The 18026-nt window shown below is 61.5% G+C and carries 10 protein-coding genes, 4 pseudogenes and 1 other annotated feature; of the genes and pseudogenes, 8 read left to right on the top strand and 6 right to left on the bottom strand.

The genetic code is table 11. The features are described 5' to 3' along the window. The first annotated feature begins 25 nt into the window (after positions 1 to 25). The 3 genes and pseudogenes from N5C18_RS22780 (at position 26) to N5C18_RS07040 (ending at position 5936) form a co-directional block, all read left to right on the top strand. Positions 26 to 1338: pseudogene (locus N5C18_RS22780) on the top strand (replication-associated recombination protein A). Next, positions 1307 to 3259 (top strand): Na+/H+ antiporter NhaA, encoded by a 1953-nt coding sequence (nhaA, locus tag N5C18_RS07045; protein WP_321187947.1) that lies wholly within the window; start codon positions 1307 to 1309, stop codon positions 3257 to 3259. Before N5C18_RS22780 ends, nhaA begins: the two are co-directional and overlap by 32 nt. Before the next feature lie 25 nt (positions 3260 to 3284). Next, positions 3285 to 5936 (top strand): excinuclease ABC subunit UvrA, encoded by a 2652-nt coding sequence (locus N5C18_RS07040; RefSeq protein ID WP_024957962.1) that lies wholly within the window; start codon positions 3285 to 3287, stop codon positions 5934 to 5936. Positions 5937 to 6016: 80 nt separating this feature from the next. Here N5C18_RS07040 and N5C18_RS07035 read toward each other — a convergent pair. The 3 genes and pseudogenes from N5C18_RS07035 to N5C18_RS07025 form a co-directional block, all read right to left on the bottom strand. After that, a pseudogene (locus tag N5C18_RS07035) lies at positions 6017 to 6618 on the bottom strand (DNA-binding domain-containing protein); the annotation flags it as partial. 199 nt (positions 6619 to 6817) lie between these two features. Then, a complete protein-coding gene (locus tag N5C18_RS07030; RefSeq protein WP_024957963.1) occupies positions 6818 to 7882 on the bottom strand; it encodes an alkene reductase in 1065 nt (354 codons plus the stop codon). Positions 7883 to 8092: 210 nt separating this feature from the next. After that, complete coding sequence (locus N5C18_RS07025; protein WP_049460453.1) at positions 8093 to 9055, bottom strand: helix-turn-helix domain-containing protein; 963 nt, start codon at positions 9053 to 9055, stop codon at positions 8093 to 8095. A gap of 114 nt (positions 9056 to 9169) precedes the next feature. On the opposite strand from N5C18_RS07025, the gene N5C18_RS07020 reads away from it, so the two are divergent. After that, positions 9170 to 9472 (top strand): antibiotic biosynthesis monooxygenase, encoded by a 303-nt coding sequence (locus N5C18_RS07020; protein ID WP_024957965.1) that lies wholly within the window; start codon positions 9170 to 9172, stop codon positions 9470 to 9472. 255 nt (positions 9473 to 9727) lie between these two features. On the opposite strand, the pseudogene N5C18_RS07015 reads toward N5C18_RS07020, so the two are convergent. Then, positions 9728 to 10890: pseudogene (locus N5C18_RS07015) on the bottom strand (IS3 family transposase). Continuing rightward, positions 10547 to 10663 (bottom strand) — a sequence feature (AL1L pseudoknot). (Overlaps the previous pseudogene by 117 nt.) A 130-nt stretch (positions 10891 to 11020) precedes the next feature. Further along, the gene (locus N5C18_RS07010) at positions 11021 to 11557 is read right to left on the bottom strand and encodes a substrate binding domain-containing protein (RefSeq protein ID WP_231910988.1); all 537 of its coding nucleotides are present in this window, start codon (positions 11555 to 11557) and stop codon (positions 11021 to 11023) included. A 21-nt stretch (positions 11558 to 11578) separates the two neighbouring features. Between N5C18_RS07010 and N5C18_RS07005 the strand changes: the two are divergent. From N5C18_RS07005 to N5C18_RS06990, 4 genes and pseudogenes are all read left to right on the top strand, one after another. Beyond that, positions 11579 to 11695, top strand: a pseudogene (locus N5C18_RS07005) (antibiotic biosynthesis monooxygenase); the annotation flags it as partial. Between the two features lie 385 nt (positions 11696 to 12080). Then, positions 12081 to 12860: a hypothetical protein gene (locus N5C18_RS07000; protein WP_257471807.1), complete on the top strand. Its 780-nt coding sequence runs from the start codon at positions 12081 to 12083 to the stop codon at positions 12858 to 12860. 196 nt (positions 12861 to 13056) lie between these two features. Next, a complete protein-coding gene (locus N5C18_RS06995; protein WP_279944145.1) occupies positions 13057 to 13785 on the top strand; it encodes a hypothetical protein in 729 nt (242 codons plus the stop codon). Positions 13786 to 14588: 803 nt separating this feature from the next. Further along, on the top strand, positions 14589 to 16757 hold the full coding sequence (locus N5C18_RS06990; protein WP_279944144.1) for an AAA family ATPase: 2169 nt from the start codon (positions 14589 to 14591) through the stop codon (positions 16755 to 16757). A 114-nt stretch (positions 16758 to 16871) separates the two neighbouring features. Here the strand turns inward: N5C18_RS06990 and N5C18_RS06985 are convergent, their stop codons facing one another. Continuing rightward, positions 16872 to 17900 (bottom strand): hypothetical protein, encoded by a 1029-nt coding sequence (locus N5C18_RS06985; RefSeq protein WP_053451504.1) that lies wholly within the window; start codon positions 17898 to 17900, stop codon positions 16872 to 16874. Between the last annotated feature and the right edge of the window lie 126 nt (positions 17901 to 18026).

The raw sequence follows: 18026 nt of genomic DNA, 5'->3' as shown, positions 1-18026 counted from the left end.
TATCACAAATGCCAGGGTGAGGAACTTGGCCGATCTATTCACGACAAAGCCCAAGCCTCCCTTGGCCGAACTCCTGCGGCCCAAGGCGCTGGATGAATTCGTTGGGCAACGGCACTTGCTCGGCCCCGGCAAGCCGCTGCGTCTCGCGTTCGAGGCGGGCAAGTTGCACTCGTTCATCCTCTGGGGGCCGCCAGGCGTGGGCAAGACCACCCTGGGGCGCCTGGCCGCCAGTGCGACCAACAGCCGATTCATCGCCATCTCGGCCGTGCTGGCCGGGGTGAAGGACATCCGGCAAGCCATCGACGAGGCCCAGGCTGAACTGGACAACCATGGTCGATCGACGGTGCTTTTCGTCGATGAGATCCATCGCTTCAACAAGGCGCAGCAGGATGCCCTGCTGCCCCATGTCGAGTCCGGTCTCCTGACCCTGGTGGGGGGGACGACCGAGCATCCGGGGTTGGCGGTCAATTCCGCACTGCTCTCGCGCGCACAGGTCTATACCCTCGAACCGCTGTCCAGCGACGAACTGAACCAGCTCTACGAACGCGCACTGCCGCATCTCTAGGGCGTCACGCTGGACGCGGACGCGCTTGACCTGCTCAAGGGCTTTGCCGATGGCGATGGCAGGCGCTTCCTCAATCTGCTTGAGCAGGTGACGAATGCGGCGTCGGGCGCTGGCAAGACCGTGGTCGATGGCGAGTTTGCCAGGCTGTCCACCAGTCCATCGCTGCGCAGGTTCGACAAGGGCGGTGACGAGTTCTACTGGCAGCTCTCAGCCTTCCACAAGTCGCTACGGGGCTCCGACCCCGATGCGGCCCTGTATTGGCTGGCCCGCATCCTCGACGGCAGCGGCGACGTAAGCCAGGTGACCCGCCGCATGGTGGTGATGGCCAGCGAAGACATCGGCAATGCCGACCCGCAGGCGCTGCAACTGGCACTCAATGCCGCGCTGGCCTACGACAGGCTGGGCTCACCCGAAGGTGAGATACCGCTGGCCCAGGCGGTGACTTACCTCGCACTGACCCCCAAGTCGAATGCCGCCTATGCGGCCTGGGATCAGGCCAAGGCATTCGTCAAGCGCAGCGGTTCCCAGCCAGTGCCACTCCATCTTCGCAATGCGCCGACGAAGCTGATGAAGCAGATGGGCTATCGCGAAGGCTACCGCTACGCGCATGATGAGCCCAACGGCTATGCCGCTGGGCAAACCTATTTTCCCGAGGGCGTGGCGCGGCCGGGCTGGTACCAGCCAACGGACAGGGCGTCGAGCGAAGGCTGGGAGAAAGGCTTGCTTGGCTGCGCTCGCTCGATGACGCGACGCCGCCAAGCCCGGACGCTTGACCGACATCCCCCCGAAATCGGCCCATTGCTACCTCACGAACTACAGGATAAGAATATGCCAGACGCTTCTCTCGGTGAATCCTCTGCGAATATCAGACGGAGTCGAGTTGCCCGCTATCTACGCACGGAGTCTGGGGCGGCGGTGCTGCTGGTGATCGTCACGGTTGTGGCGCTGGCGTGGGCGAACTCGCCGCTATCCGATGCCTATTTCGGGTTGTGGCACCTGGACGTCGGGTTCAACTTTGGGCCGCTGGGCCTGCACATGGACCTGCATCACTGGGTCAACGATGGCCTGATGGTCATCTTCTTCTTCCTGATCGGCCTGGAGGTGCGTCAGGAATTCGCCCACGGGTCGCTCAGGGACCCCAGCCGTGCCCGTCTCGCCCTGATCGCGGGGGTCGCGGGTGTTGTGCTTCCCGCGCTGGTGTACGTCCTGCTCGTGGGGCTGGCCGGAGGTCAGGGCCTGCACGGGTGGGGGGCGGTGGTCGGCACCGATACGGCGTTCATGCTGGGCACCCTGGCGATCGTCGGTCCGCGGCTGTCTGGTCAATTGCGTGTGTTCCTGCTCACCCTGACCGTGGTCGATGACTTCCTCGCCGTGTCCATCATCGGCATCGTCTATAGCGAGGAGATCCGCGTCGTCCCGTTGTTGATCGCCCTTGCCAGTCTCGTCGGGTTGTGGTTGCTGGGGCGCACCCGCCAGTGGCGGGCAATGCCGTATGTGCTGATCGTGATCGTGCTGTGGCTCGCAACCGTGTATTCCGGCATCCATGCCTCCCTCGCCGGGATGGCCGCGGGGCTGCTGATCCCCGCCTATGCGACGCAACGTCACGGGGTCGTTGCGGCAAGACAGTTGTTCCGTGACTTCTGGCAGTCTCCGAGTGCCGCATCGGCCCGCGCGGTGGACTACGGGCTGTCCCGGGGTATCTCGGTGAACGAGCGGCTGCACGAGTTCCTGCGGCTGCCGACGGCGCTGCTGATCGTGCCGGTGTTCGCCTTGGCGAACGCCGGGGTGGACCTGCGTGGCGGGCTGCTCGCCGAGGCCTTTGGCTCGCCAGTCACGTGGGGCATCATCGCAGGGCTCGTGCTCGGCAAGCTCCTGGGCATCGGGCTCACCACGCTCGTCGCCATCCGTCTCGGCCTGGGCCGGCTGCCCGAGGGCGTCGGGGTGGGGAGCGTGTTCGGTGGGGCGGCGCTGTCCGGGATCGGCTTTACCGTGTCGCTGCTGATCATCGGGCTCGCGTTCGGCACGACCTCGGACCTGGGCCGCCAGGCGACGGTCGGCGTGCTCGTGTCGATGGTGTTCGCCACGTTGCTCGGGTGGCTCATCTTCAAGGTCGCCGCCCAGCGGTGGGGTGAGAAGACCGCGGACCTGCCGATGGTGCTTGAGCCGCCGGTCGATCCGGAGATCGATCACATCCGCGGGCCGGAGGACGCGCAGCTCACACTCGTCGAGTACGTGGACTTCGAGTGCGAGTACTGTGCGCACGCCACCGGTTCGTGGGACGATCTTCGCGCCCACTTCGGTGACGACCTGCGGTATGTGGTGCGCCATCTTCCGCACCACCCGCACGGGCCGATTGCCGCGCGTGCGTCCGAGGCAGCGGCGAACCAGGGGATGTTCTGGCCGTGGCTGGACTTCGTGTTCACCCGTCAGCACGCGCTGGAGCGCGAGGATCTGATCGGCTACGCCGCAGAGCTTGGGCTCGACGTCGATCGGTTCATCGCCGATCTCGACAGCCCTGCGGTGATCGAGCGTGTCGAGCGCGACCTCGCCAGTGCGGTCGCCAGCGGTGCGCACGCCACGCCGACGTTCTTCGTCGAGGGTCGCCGCCTGCGCGGCAGCTACGACGCCCGCTCTGTCACCGCAGCACTGGAAGCCAGCCGCCGCGGCACCCGAACTCAGGAAGTCCCGTCCTGAGCGGGACGAACTACAAGTCAAGAACATGCCAAACAATTCTTTCGGTGAATCCTCTTGTGCCGCTGCGGCCAGCGGCCTCGTGCAGGTGCGTGGCGCGCGCGAGAACAACCTCAAGGAGGTGGACGTCTCCATCCCGCGTAACGCGCTGGTGGTGTTCTCGGGTGTCTCCGGCTCCGGCAAGTCCTCGCTGGCCTTTGGCACCATCTATGCCGAGGCCCAGCGGCGCTACTTCGAGTCGGTGGCTCCCTATGCGCGGCGACTGATCGACCAGGCCGGCGTGCCGGACGTCGATGCGATCGACGGCCTGCCGCCGGCGGTGGCGCTGCAGCAGCAGCGAGGCTCCAGCAACGCGCGTTCCTCCGTGGGCAGTGTCACCACCCTGTCCAGCCTGGTGCGGATGATGTATTCGCGTGCCGGCGCCTATCCGGCCAACCAGCCGATGCTGTACGCCGAGGATTTTTCGCCCAACACGCCGCAGGGAGCGTGCCCGACCTGCCACGGCCTGGGCCATGTGTACGAGGTGACCGAGGCGAACATGGTGCCCGACCCCTCCCTGAGCATCCGCGAGCGGGCGATCGCCTCCTGGCCCCCCGCCTGGCAAGGCCAGAACCTGCGCGACATCCTGGTCAGCATGGGCTACGACGTTGACCGACCGTGGAAGGACCTGCCGAAGAAGGATCGCGACTGGATTCTGTTCACCGAGGAAACACCGACGGTGCCGGTGTACGCCGGCCTCACGCCGGCCGAGACCCGCGCCGCGCTCAAGCGCAAGATGGAGCCGAGCTACATGGGCACCTTCACCGGCGCCCGACGGTATGTGCTGCAGACCTTTGCCAACACCCAGAGCGCGCTGATGAGAAAGCGCGTGTCCCGGTTCATGGAGGGCAAACCGTGCCCCACCTGCCACGGCAAGCGGCTCAAGCCCGAGGCGCTGTCGGTCACGTTCGCCGGCGTGGACATCGGCGAGTTCATGCAGGTGCCGCTGGACCAGTTGGCGGCCTTGCTCGAACCCATCGCCCAGGGCGATTTCCGCGCCCATGCAGCGGGGGCGGCTACGGACAAGGAAGCGACCCGACGCGACCGTGCCGAACGCGCGGCCTCCGGCCGCGCCGTCCATGCGGTATCGCCCGACGTGCGCCGCACCTCGGCGCTATCGGAAGAAAAGCGCCTCGCCGCGCAGCGCCTGGCCGGTGGCGTGATGGCGCGCCTGCGTCAACTGCGTGGGCTGGGTTTGGGTTACCTGACGCTGGACCGAGCCACGCCGACGCTTTCAGCCGGCGAGTTGCAGCGCCTGCGGCTGGCGACGCAATTGAGTTCCATGCTGTTCGGTGTCGTGTACGTACTCGACGAACCCTCGGCGGGCCTGCACCCCTCCGACAGCCAAGCCCTGTACGACGCGCTCGACCGTCTGCGCGAGGCCGGCAACTCGGTGTTCGTGGTGGAGCACGACTTGGACCTGATGCGCCGTGCACAATGGCTCGTGGATGTCGGGCCGGATGCCGGCGAGCGTGGCGGCCGCGTGCTCTACAGCGGCGAGCCGGATGGCCTGCGCAAGATTGCCGAATCGCGTACTGCACGCTACCTGTTCGATGAGATCCCCGCGCCGGGAAGCCGGGCACGCGAAGCGACCGGCTGGCTGGAGCTGCAGGACATTCACCGCCACAACCTGCATGGCGTGAATGCGCGCATTCCGCTGGGCGTGCTGACGGCCGTCACCGGCATCTCCGGCTCGGGCAAGTCCAGCCTCGTCGCGCAGGCCCTGCCGGAGCTGGTGCTGCTGCACCTGGGCCACGAGCCGGAAGACGATGCGGCCGAAACCGCCACCAGCGAAGGGCCGACAGTGATCGAAGCGACTGGCGGTCGTCTGGCAGGCGACGTGGACGCCATACAGCGAATGGTGCAGGTGGACCAGAAACCGATCGGGCGCACGCCGCGGTCGAACCTGGCCACCTACACCGGCCTGTTCGACCATGTGCGCAAGCTGTTCGCTGCCACGCCCGATGCGCGACGCCGCCGCTATGACGCCGGGCGCTTCTCGTTCAACGTCGCCAAGGGGCGCTGCGAGACCTGCGAGGGCGAGGGCTTCGTCAGCGTGGAACTGCTGTTCATGCCCAGCGTGTACGCGCCGTGCCCGACGTGCCATGGCGCACGCTACAACGAGGCCACGCTGAAGGTGCAATGGAACGGGCGCAACATCGCCGAGGTGCTGCAGATGACCGTGGACGAAGCCAGCGAATTCTTCGCGGGTGAAGACGCTGTGGCAAGGCCACTGCAACTGCTGCGCGATATCGGACTGGGCTACCTGCGCCTGGGGCAACCGGCCACCGAGCTTTCCGGTGGCGAGGCGCAGCGTATCAAGCTGGCGACCGAGCTTCAGCGCAGCCAGCGCGGCCGAAGCCTGTACGTGCTCGACGAGCCGACTACCGGGCTGCATGCGTCGGACGCCGACCGGCTGCTGGTACAGTTGCAGCGCCTGGTCGATGCCGGCAATACCGTAGTGATGATCGAACACGATATGCGCGCGGTGGCCCAGGCCGATTGGGTGATCGACGTGGGGCCTGGTGCAGGCGCTGCCGGCGGCAGCATCGTGGTGGCGGGCTCCCTTCAGCAGGTGGCCCGAACGTCTGGCAGCAGAACCGCTCCGTTCCTTGCACAGGAGTTGGCGCGGGCCGAGTAGCTCAGTTCGCCAAATGTTGCCAATTTTCGCGGGGACTTGATCGTCGCCACACGACGGTGGCGATCAATGCCCGAATCGCGTCATCCTTCCTGAGTCAGAGCAAGATGGGGGTTGTTGGGCGGTATTTCGGCGAGTGCCAAGGACCCATCTTCGAGGAGGTAGCCATGCAGTCGGCGGGACTTCCTCGGGCCCGTGACTTCACAGGTCCAAGTGTTCAGTCCTGGGCTGCTTTCGATGTAGCTGCAGCTTCTCGAAGCTCTTCTGCACCCACTGCCAATCCTGTTGATTCTCCTGCTTGGCGAGTGCGGCCACTTCGGGATGCTCCTGCGCATAGCGTGTGGAACACACCCGGGCTGACCAGGCAGGCCGTGTCATTCACCGTATGCACGAGTACCTTCGCGTCGTTGATGATGAACCGTCGTGAGGCGATTCCCTGCTTCAGCCAAACCATGAACTGTTCCCCGGATGGCTTCGTTGCCGATGGCCCAGGCGTAGGCGCGGGTGCAGGCGATGGAATGGACGTCGCGGCTGTTGCTGGCGCGGGGGTGTGGAGGAACTCCTCGGCATCCTGGCCAACGCCGGCCGAATCACCCAAGCCCACCATCGCGAGCAAATCCTCCATGACGTCGGGCACGGGCTGGGCTGCGGGCGGTGAAACGATGGTGGTGCTGTCGCCCTCCCAAATCGGCCTCGGCACTACCTGAGCCGGAGACGATGTACGAGTTCGGCGGGCGGCGAAGCAAACCGAGGCAACTTATCAATTAAAGATCGTGATGGCGCACAACACTCGGTAGACGCCATCGATTCACAGCTTCGCAAGATCGAAGGGCAGAGCCTTGGGTATAAAGTGGCTCGTTTCTTCGGTCTTCTGGGGCGGTGACTTACGCGACCTGCAGTGTCGGATAGTCTGTATAGCCCTTGGCGCCACCTGCGTAGAACGTGTTGGAGTCAGGCGCGTTCAGCGGTGCCTTGGCCCTGATGCGTGCGGGCAGGTCCGGGTTAGCCAGGAAGGCGGTGCCAAAGGCCACAGCGTCAAGCTTACCTTCGGCAATAGCTGCCTCTGCCTCATCAGCGCTGTAACCCATATTGCCCACCAACACACCCTTGTACTTTTCACGCGCTACGGGCATGACATCGGCCTTCTGCACGCCGAAGAAATCGGCGCGCATCACGTGCAGGTAGGCTAGCTTGAAGGCATTGAGCCTATCGGCCACGAAGCCGATGAAGGCCAGCGGGTCGCTGTCTTTCATGCTGTTGAAGCTGTTGAGGGGCGACAGGCGCAGACCCACACGTTCGGAACCGATCGCCTGGGTCACGGCAGTGAGTACCTCGAACAGCAAACGTGCACGGTTTTCCGGCGATCCGCCGTAAGCATCGGTGCGCTGGTTGGGCGTGTCGCGCAGAAACTGGTCAATCAGGTAGCCGTTGGCGCCGTGTACTTCCACACCATCAAAGCCGGCGGAAATGGCGTTGCGTGCGCCTTGAGCAAACGCAGCCACGATGCCGGGAATCTCTTCGACGGCCAGGGGGCGGGGCACCGCGTGCGGCACCTTGCCTTGGGGCGTGTGGATCTCACCCTCAATAGCGGTGGCGCTGCTGGAGACAATGGGGGCGCCATCGGCAGCGCCAGGGTAGGCTGCGCGGCCAGCGTGCCAGATCTGCATGAAGATGCGTCCGCCCTTGGCGTGCACCGCGTCGGTCACCTGCCTCCAGGCTGCAATCTGCGCGTCGTTGTAGATGCCAGGCTCATTGACGAAGGCCGATGTACCGGGCGCCACCATGGTGCATTCGGAAATCAGCAGGCCGCCGGTGGCTCGCTGGCTGTAGTACTCGGCCATCAGCGCGTTGGGCATGTGGCCAGCGTCGGCACGGGCGCGTGTCAGTGGTGCCAGAAGGATGCGGTTGGGCAGGTTGAGAGAACCTACTTGAAGTGGATTGAATAGCATGTGGATGAAAACCCAGATTAGTGAACAGAAAACAGTGGTAAAGCTAACAGTATTCCCAATACTCTGACCTTTGAAAGGTCACTGAAAACTATTTTGGCACGGCTGGTGCTTTCGCACCCAACGCACGATGTAGTAGACGCAAGTGGGTAGGCCTTTGCTTCGGACAGTTTCCCGGCGGTCTCCAGCCGTACATACACCAAACGCCTCTGGTCATCCACCGCGTCGCAACTCCCTGACACCCCGGCCCAGCTTACGGCGCAACAGGGCCCGCAGGGTCACCCCATCCGAGTACCCGACCTGTGCGGCGACCTGGTCGACGCTCGCGTTTCCGGTGCGCAGGAGATGCACGGCATGTTCCACGCGCAGGTCCTGGAAATACGACAGCGGTGTCTTGCCCAAAACGCTTTGCAGCCGCCGCGCCAAGGTACGCTCGCTTGTGCCCGCGGCGCTGGCCGCCTCGGCGAGCGAGAACCCCTTCGCGAGCCGACGTCTGGCCCAGCACTCGAAGCGCTCCACCATCGGGTCGGCATGCGCAAGGTGGTCGGGTATCACGAACTCGGCTTGCGAACTGCGTGTCTCGACCAGCAGATAGCGTGCCACCAGGGCCGCCAGCGCCGGACTGCGCTCCCGGATGATGCGCAAGGCCAGGTCGACGTGGGCCAAAGCGGCACCCGCGGTGGTGAAGCGTGTCGAGTTCACGATCATGCGTGACTCGTCCAGCGTGACGTTCGGATAGCGCTGCCGAAACATCGGCCCCAGCCACCATGACGTCGTCGCACGATGCCCATCAAGCAGGCCACTCTCTGCAAGCAAGAAACTACCGGAGCAAGCGGCACCTAGGTGCGCGCCAGCGGTGGACCACTGCTGTAGCGCCGCGACCGCGTCGGGCACGTCGGGGCGTGTGAGCCGAGCCGAGAGCGTGTCAGGCATCTTGTCACCAAACGCGGGCACAAGCACGACGTCTGGTTCCGGCATACCACGCGCAGTGACCACGGGGACCGTCAAGCCTTGCGCAGTTCGGATGCGACGCCGCACGCCCACCAGCGTGAGCTCTATGTGCGCGGGAGCCTGTGGCAGCGAGCCCGCCATCGCATTGGCCAAGCCCACTGTGTCAGTGAGCGCCGCAAGCCCCAGATCAAACACGCCATCACAAACAAGGATGTGGAGTTTCATGGCAACAATGATATCAAAGTTGTCATTATTGCCTATAGAGATGGTTGTTATGAGGATTTAGATTGCAGGCTCGTTGATCCATTCACCTAACCCATTTACCCAAAGGAATACATCATGACCAAGCTCGCTCTGTTTGTTCGCCTCGAAGCCAAACCCGGCCAGGAGGCTGCGCTTGCCGACTTCCTGGCCAGCGCACTGCCGCTCGCCAACGCCGAGTCCGGCACCACGGCCTGGTTCGCATTGAAGTTTGGCCCTTCGACGTTTGGTGTGTTCGATGCCTTTGCCGATGAGGCAGGTCGCCAGGCGCATCTGAACGGCCAGATCGCCGCGGCCTTGATGGCCAACGCCGTGACCTTGCTCAGTTCTCCGCCCAATATCGAGAAGGTCGAACTGCTTGCAGCCAAACTGCCTGCATGACAACTCGGCCTTGACCCAATCAGCTCACGCTGCAGGATGGGGGTCACACAGCCCTACGTGCGACCCCTCACTCGTGTGATGACGAATGAGTTTCTCAATAGCCTCGGGTGGGACTTTCGTATGGTAGCTGTGCGCACGATACGCCTGGGAGTTCTTCCCAGCGCGGAGGCCCTCCTGTCTTGACCGCAGTTCCTTGGACCCGGTGTAGCGTAAGCCTGAATCGCCCCGGGATTCCCGGAGGCTCGTTGGCGTGAGTCACGTCTCCGTGACGTGCTGTCGCTGTTGATAGTAGTTCGCTTCGGCTTCGGCGGGTAGGATGTAGCCGATCGATCCGAGTAGTCGCCGGTGGTTGTACCAATCCACCCAGCGCAGCGTGGCCAGTTCCAGCTCTTCGCGACTGCGCCAGGAACGACGATGCACGACCTCGGCCTTTTACAACCCATTGATCGTTTCGGCCAGCGCGTTGTCGTAGCTGTCTCCGACGCTTCCGACAGACGGCTCGATGCCGGCTTCGGCCAGGCGCTCGGTGTAGCGAATCGACACATATTGCGATCCGCGGTCGCTGTGATGCACCAGCGCGTCGCCCGGACGCCGCGCGTGAAGCGCCTGTTCGAGCGCATCGAGCACGAATTGGGTCTGTTGGCTCGACGACAGCTTCCAGCCGACGATTCGCCGTGCGTAGACGTCGATGATGAAGGCGACGTAGGCGAATCCCTGCCAAGTCGAAACAAAGGTGTAGTCGCTGACCCACAGTTGGTCCGGACGGTCCGCTTTGAACGTGCGATGCACCAGGTCCAGCGGACAGGGTCGGGCCGGATCCGGATGCGTCGTCCGAACCGACTTTCCGCGCACAACCCCGGCAATCCCGAGTTTTCGCATCAAGCGTTCGACCGTGCATCGCGCCACCTCAATCGCCTCGCGGTTCATCTGGCGCCACGCCTTGTCGGCCCCGTAGACCTCGTGGTTCTTCGTCCAGACACGCTGAATCTCCGGCATGAGCGCAAGGTCACGCCGGACGCGCGGCGACGCCCGGAGCGTGTCCCGGCGCCGCGCAGCATGCTCCCGGTACGACGACGGAGCGATCTGCAGAACGCGGCAGATCGGCTCGACTCCGTAGACGTCGCGGTGCTCGTCGACGAACGAGCGCATCACTTGGTGCGGCGGTCGAGCTCCGCCTGGGCAAAATACGCCGACGCCTTGCGCAGGATCTCGTTCGCCTGGCGCAGTTCGCGGTTCTCGCGTTCGAGCTGCTTCAATCGCTCCAGATCCGACGTCGTCGGCCCGGCACGCATGCCTTGGTCACGCTCGGCCTGCCGAACCCAACGACGAAGGGTCTCGGCCGTGCAGCCGATCTTGCCGCTGATCGAACCGATCGCGGCCCACTGCGAGTCGTGGTCCTTCTGGTGCTCCAGCACCATCCGGACGGCCCGCTCCTGTACCTCGGGGGAAACTTCGACTTTCTCATGGCTCCATCCTCTCAAGTGATGGAGCCTCCGGGGAAGCCGGGGCGATTCATACAGTCAAACGAGTGACTTGTTCAGACCTTCCCTAAGGCAAAGCCGGCAACGACCCAATAGCTGTCTGCAATTCATCGAACACGACCCGGACTCTCGCTGGCACAGGGGCGCGCTGAGGCCGATAGACATACAAGCCCCAAGCCGGGGGCTCTTCCTTCTGCAGAACCCGCACCAGTTTTCCACTGGCGATATAGGGGGCCGCCATGTAGTCCGCCAATTGAGCAAACGCAATTCCGGCCAATGCGGCGCCCATTTCCATGTCGGCGTTGTCCGCGATGAAGGCTGGCGACACAGGCGTCCACTGGCGTCCTGCACTGAAGTGCCAGGACCACGGTCGCCCGGTATTGATGTCGATGGCCGCTGTCACCGGAGAACCGGCCAGTTCATCGACTCCATCCGGTGTTCCCACCTTCTTGGTCAGACGCGGAGCTGCAACGATTGTAAGGCGCATATCGGCAGCCTTGCGCGCGACGAAACGACTGTCGCGCATGAACCCGACCCTGACCCCGACATCGATCTTGTCGTCGACCGCATTGCTGATGCGATCAGACAAGCGCACATCCAACATGATGTCGGGAAGACGTTTGGCAAAGCCCATCTCTCCGGCAAGGTTGCGGCGGCCTTGATGGCAAAGGCCGGGGAATTATTCTCCGAGCCGCCGACCATCGAGAAGGTAGAGGTGCTTGCGGCAAAGCTGCCCGGCTAGGCGACTCGGCAGGCGTAGACAGCCGAAACCGCCTTCGGGCGGTTTCAATGGCTGCTGGCTCGAAAACAGGGGCCAGTGCAAATAAAACCACCCCTTCGATGGGCGGCTCGACAGAATTGCAGAGGCGCACGACACATCGTCCGCTTTGGGTCGGTAGCGGACATTGCCACCTTCCCTTACGGTCGGTCTGGGCCCATGTCCGCTTTCCGCCAGAAGCAGACTCTAGGGGGAACTCCAAGCAATCGTATGGCATCATCATGCCGACTGAGCGGACGCGGACGAGCTGATCGAGATCGGCCGGGCCGGTGTACTGGACTAAGCACGCTCACGCGATTCGATCACCCAAATTAGTGTCGATCAGTTCTGCTACGAGGTAGATTCCTGGATGAAATCGTTGTTGCAGTGCGTTGAGTGCACCAAGTCGGGCAGCGTCCAACCGTACCTGTTTGTAGGCGACTACTACGATGGACACACGGTCGAGGCCACATGTCCGCTCGGCCACGCAGCATTCTCCATCGTCCAGAACCCAAAGTTCGAAACGCTGCTGACCGCTGCCGCAGACGCATTGATCCATGATCAGACGCTTCAAGCTGTCGCATGCCTGGCTGCGTCGCGCGAGCGACTTTTCGAGCTTGCGATCCGTGTCTTCGCCCGGTCCAGCGGTGTTGATCCGGGCAACTTCGAGGCTTCGTGGAAGGAGGCGGCCTCGCAGTCTGAGCGGCAGTTCGGTGCTTTCTTGTTTCTCTATCTTGCTGCGACCGGAAAGCCCTACGAGTTCGACAAGAAACTGGCTACTGCCCGGTACGCGGCGCTCCACAAAGGCGAGATTCCAACGACAGGCGAAGCATTCGATTACGCAGGCAAGGTCTACCAAGAGATCTCGAACTTGGCGAACTACCTGCGGACTGATCACAAAGAGTCGCTGCGTGCCGTGCTCCACGAAGAGAACATGCGTAAAGCCGGCCGAGCTCCCAAGGGTGTTCCAGTAGGAACCATTGCACTCTTCAGCATCTACGGAATCGAGGCAGAAGAGAACAGGGCAAATTTCAAGGAAGCGTTCGATCAGTACAGAGACTGGTTGCCCGCGCTACCGGAAGTTGCGGAATCGACACAAAAGGCTTCTGGCGTGCATACGACAAGGAGTCATCCGCCGCACTCCGAATAGAACCTTGCTTCCATGGTTCGCTGAGGCGGGATCCGCTTCGTACGCATTCCGATTCATGTGACGTCACATGATTGGACGTTAATTGAGCACTTCAGAGTGTCTCGGTTCGGAGGCACGTATTTTCGACAAGGCATACTACAGATACTATTTGGCAACAGGCATACTTGATTCACCTCAGTAACCTTCTCACTCGCACATGTCGAGCTTTCTCAACCCTGACGCTCTGCGGCTCTTCTTCGCCCCCCATTTCGACGTGGATGTCGCCATGGACGCGGTCATGCGGTACCAAGGCGTGAATGTCCTCAAAGGCGAACTTCGTGATTCAGCGACCACAGGTGTCCCGCACACGGGTATCCGGCTTGTCGGCCATCACGACGTGGACACCGGGTCTTCGATTTTTACTTTGATGCTGGAGCCCGGTCATATGAGCGGGGTAAGTTTTTTCGCTGAAAGCAAACATCGCTTGTTCGGAGGCAGCACACTGGTGTGCGTGCCCCTGCTTTACTGCTCGACGGAGTACACACCTACCGGTGATCACATCGTCTATCGGCATACCTACAAACGGCCACTGTTCACTCAAGAAGAGCTTGAGAGAATTAAAAGGAGTGGAACCGCAGAAGAGCAAGTTAAGGCGTTTGTTTTCACCAAAAGCCGTATCGGCTACGAGACGATCAAAGGCATGAGCTATGTCGGCCGATCTCGGCGCTCGTGGCAGCAAAGATACATGGAGCACGTTGAAGAAGCGCTGGAAAAGAACTCGAACCGCCGCTTTCACGAGGCTATGCGGGGGATGCAGGGCCAGAACGTGATCTGTGTGCACGACATCTCGGCTTATGGGATCCCTGAGGCCTCAGCCAAAATGATCGAAAGGCAACTGATCAAGACTTCCACGTTGTATCCGATGGGACTAAATATGCGGATCTAGACCCGTGAGAGTTCATCCGCAACGTCATCTTTCTGGTGGCAGGAAATCGACCACTGGCGCAGTGTCCGCTTCCGGCCAAGACTGGACCTCGACTATCCAAAGGTGCACAAATTGAGGTGTTCTCGACACTCTGCAGTAGAATCTAAGCAGATTTTTCCGGGGACTCAGCTCTCCATCTAGCAGTGACAATCCTCTTCGATCAGCAACATAGGCGGGTGTAGGCGTCCTTCACGAAGGAAACTACCTTCGGTGCCAAGCAACGGTGGCTTCCCGATCCCTACAACACGATTGGCTGGCGCGGTGATCGGTACCGGGTTACTCGCGTGCTCCTGCTACCCGCACCTAGCTTAAGGCAGGGCTGATAGCGACGGTGCTACAAGTCTCTACCGGCACCTGTCGCGGGTCTCCGCCGCTTGGTGCACCTCTACGCCTACTATAGATTGAGGTCCATCAGCGAGATTCCATCGGCGAAGGGTGGCGACCTCTCAGAGGCCCCCCCGGCCGGAAGTCCAGGCCTAAGTGACCGCATCAGCTTTCCGAGCCATCCGTACGGCCCGTGCAATGTGACAGCTGATCGGTCTCAGTTGGCTCTAGCCGATCTGGCCGAACCCGACTGGCGGTGCAGCCCCACGCCGAGCTGCACTGCCAAATTACAGGATACGCTGGCATCTAGGCCAAACTGATGTTCCACAATATCCCCCGGCCGACGTCTTGGATCTTGCCACTCTGACTCGGGGAAATCTGGCTTCGAACCGCAAAGAATGACCTAGGAAGCTCGAACTAAAAATTAGGAGAGAGAGAGAATGGAAAAGCTCAAGCTCCAACTGGAGAACTGCTACGGAATCCGCAAGTTGGACGTCGTGCTGGACTTCGCCGGCACGGCAGCTATCGCCATCTACGCACCAAACGGCTCGATGAAGAGCTCTTTGGCATGCACCCTTCAGGACATCGCCAATGGAAACCCATCGCGCGACAGAATTTTCCCGAACCGCGCGACGGTCCGCGTGGTCAGCGATGAGAACAATGCCGACCTCGTTGCTAGCGATGTACTCGTGCTTAGGCCATTTGAGGATTTCGCCAGCAATGGAAACGCCACCGCTACGCTCTTGGTGAATGCCACACTTCGTGAGGAGTATGAAGCGCTGCACACTGGAATCACCGCTGCGCGAGCAGCACTTGTCATGGCGATCAAGACCACCTCGAAAACCAGGCGCTCTGTGGAGCGCGAGATTCTGTCAACGTTTGCGCCTGCAGACGGAGATTTCAACACTGCTTTGGTTGAGCTTAAGGATGAGCTGTCAAAGGACTTGAAGCCAGACTTCAAGGATGTCCCCTACGACGTGCTAAACGATGAGAAAGTCGTGGCATTCTTGGGCCAAGGTGATTTCCGCACGGCGATCAACGAGTACACGAAGAAGTACAACGAGTTGCTCGCCGCGTCGAAGTACTTCAAGAAGGGAGGCTTCAACTATTACGCGGCTACCAACGTCGCCAAGGAGCTGAAGATCAGTGGCTTCTTTAAGGCAAATCATACCGTTCGACTCAGCGGAGACGAAGAGAAGGAGATCAAATCCGAGACAGAGCTCCAAGCTCTTGTTGATGCAGAGCGCGCCAAAATCTCTGAGGATGCTGCTCTTCGGAGGAAGTACGAAGAGCTTGAAAAGCAGATCCAGAAGAACGCGCAGGTTCGCGAGTTTGAGGCGTACATGCAGGGGCACGAGGAACTGCTGCCCGAGCTGGCCGATCCAGCGGCCCTGAACAAGAAGCTCTGGCTGTCCTATCTGAAGGCGAATCACGATCTATACACTGACCTCATCAACAAGATCGAGAACGCTGCGGTTCGCTCAGCCAAGATTGAGGCGCAGGCCGGCCAAGAGCACACACAATGGCAGGGTGTGATTGATATCTTCAATAGCCGCTTCATCGTCCCGTTCCATCTCGAGGTGGCCAACAAGGTTCAAGTTGTTTTGGGAACGGAGACAGCACCGCGCCTGGGCTTTGTCTTCAAGGAGGGGGGTGATCAAGCACAAGTCGAACGAGACACGCTTCTACAGACGTTAAGTACTGGAGAAAGAAGAGCGTTTCACGTATTGACTATGTTGTTTGACATTGAGGTACGCGGCTCGGCAGGCAAGCAGACACTCCTAGTTGTTGACGACATCGCCGACTCTTTTGACTACAAGAACAAGTACGCCATCATCCAGTACCTTTCCGACTTGGCTGAAGGCCAGAATTTCAAACTGCTCATCTTGACCCACAACTTTGATTTCTATCGGACCATCGAGAGCCGTCGTCTCGTTCATCGGAAGAACTGCTTCATGGTGTCAAAGACAGCCACTGGGATAAGTCTGGAGGCTGCCCAGGGCGTGCGTAACGTCTTCATCAATGTGTGGAAACCCGCATTTTTCACCGATAACCGCAAGAAAATCTGCTGTATTCCCTTCATGCGCAACCTGATTGAGTACATGAAGGACGAACAAGATCCAGACTATCTTCTCCTCACGTCCCTGCTTCACTGGAAGGCCGGTACAGATCAGATCACCGTGGCGGATCTTGATGGCATCTACTCCAGGCTCTTTGGCATCAACGGACAGTCTGGCAACCCTGGAGAGCGACTCATCGATATTCTAGGCGTTGAAGTCGCTACTTGTCTGCAGGCCCCGGATGGAATCAACTTCGAGAATAAGGTTGTGCTGGCGATTGCTACGCGCCTGCAAGCAGAGCGATTCATGGCGGGGAGGATCAACGATTCAGCTTGGCTGGCTGCGATCACAACCAACCAGACTCAGGCGCTACTGAAGCGCTATCGGAACGACTTTCCTGCCGAACTTCCCAACATTGGCGTCATTCAGCGCGTCCTACTGATGACGCCGGAGAACATTCATCTGAACTCTTTCATGTATGAGCCAATCTTGGACATGTCCGATCAGCATCTTCGCCGCGTCTACACGGAAGTCGCCGCATTGGTCTAGCGGCGGAGGACAGCTGTGCTTCCTGCATTACGGCGACCAGCGCACCGCCGCCGATGACCACGAACTAGTCCCGGAGTTTCGCAAACCACTGGCCAAACTCCGGCGCGCCGGCGATCAAGCGAAGACCTCATCGAGCAGGTCCCGCAGCGCGCCGTCCAGTCTCGGGTCGCCCTGTCCCTGCAGGGACAAGTACAGCGACAACCGGTCCACGGCGGCGCCCGCGCCGCCCAAGCGGGTGGAATAGGCCCAATGCTGCACATCTGCGTAGCCCTCGCCGGCCACGGGGAACCATTCTGGTTCCGGATGCCCACGGAAGTAGTCTCGCGGAATCGCCGCGACCGGCCGCGCTGGCGCTGCCAGTTCGGTGAACACGGACAGACCGGTTTCCCCTGCAGCACGACAATCATCGGCCGGCAGCATGGCCAAGCCACCCTTGCCGATGCCGGTTGTGCGCAGCACCGGCGAGCGCAGCCGCCGCAGCGCCGCCTCCCACAAGGACCGTCGCGTTTGCAGGAACCGCAGGCTCGTCTCCCGTCCCTTGCGCCGGGCGCTGACCAAGTTAGCCGCCACCAGTTCGCGGGCTACCCGCGAGGCGGTCATTCGCGAATAGCCTGCCTCGCGCGCAAGTTCGAGCGGCACCCACGGGACGCTCCCAGGGATGCCGCGCTCCTCAAAATCGGGCCGCAGTAGAGCGGCGATCAGAACTGCTTGCGCTGGGTGGCTCAGGTGCTTCCCAACGGATAGGGGCACCGGTGGAGACGAATCGCGCTCGCGCAGGCTCATCAGGAAACTCGGAGCGAACAGCTGGCTGCCAGGCACAACGAAATCCACACGAGACTCGATGAGCCTGGAGCGAGTGTATGGCGACACGCCCGAGAGCACGAGAACGACCCTCAAGCCGGCCTTTTCAGCCAGCAGGTGCACCTGTGCGATCAGCCGAGAAGGTGGCGTGGGTTCCGCCTGTGTCGGGACCTTGGCCAGCAGCACCCGCAGGCCCAGCAGATCAATCTCGGCTAGGCGGAACATGCTGTTGAGAGAGTGGGGCAAGAAGCGCGCCTTGGAACTAGGCCTGGGCTCGAACTCCGCGACCATGTCGGGTAGTAAGTTCTGGAGGTAGTGGGCAGCAGCCTGGAGGTCGTTCATACAACCGTATGTAACAAAGTAATCTGACAGTATCACAGAGCGGTTACGATCTAATCTGTCCGTTACAATCCCGTGCATGATTTACCCTGCTACCTAGGCAGGCGAGCGCTCCACTCAGACTCGAGT

The organism is Stenotrophomonas sp. GD03930, assembly GCF_029839665.1.
Classification (GTDB): Bacteria; Pseudomonadota; Gammaproteobacteria; order Xanthomonadales; family Xanthomonadaceae; genus Stenotrophomonas; species Stenotrophomonas forensis.
The sequence above is the reverse complement of the archived record's forward strand: the minus strand, read 5'-3'. Positions and strand labels throughout refer to the sequence as shown.

Coding starts and splice junctions, on each gene's coding strand:
- nhaA (WP_321187947.1), top strand. CDS start 1,307: ATGACGCGACGCCGCCAAGCCCGGACGCTTGACCGACATCCCCCCGAA.
- N5C18_RS07040 (WP_024957962.1), top strand. CDS start 3,285: ATGCCAAACAATTCTTTCGGTGAATCCTCTTGTGCCGCTGCGGCCAGC.
- N5C18_RS07030 (WP_024957963.1), bottom strand. CDS start 7,882: ATGCTATTCAATCCACTTCAAGTAGGTTCTCTCAACCTGCCCAACCGC.
- N5C18_RS07025 (WP_049460453.1), bottom strand. CDS start 9,055: ATGAAACTCCACATCCTTGTTTGTGATGGCGTGTTTGATCTGGGGCTT.
- N5C18_RS07020 (WP_024957965.1), top strand. CDS start 9,170: ATGACCAAGCTCGCTCTGTTTGTTCGCCTCGAAGCCAAACCCGGCCAG.
- N5C18_RS07010 (WP_231910988.1), bottom strand. CDS start 11,557: ATGTTGGATGTGCGCTTGTCTGATCGCATCAGCAATGCGGTCGACGAC.
- N5C18_RS07000 (WP_257471807.1), top strand. CDS start 12,081: ATGAAATCGTTGTTGCAGTGCGTTGAGTGCACCAAGTCGGGCAGCGTC.
- N5C18_RS06995 (WP_279944145.1), top strand. CDS start 13,057: ATGTCGAGCTTTCTCAACCCTGACGCTCTGCGGCTCTTCTTCGCCCCC.
- N5C18_RS06990 (WP_279944144.1), top strand. CDS start 14,589: ATGGAAAAGCTCAAGCTCCAACTGGAGAACTGCTACGGAATCCGCAAG.
- N5C18_RS06985 (WP_053451504.1), bottom strand. CDS start 17,900: ATGAACGACCTCCAGGCTGCTGCCCACTACCTCCAGAACTTACTACCC.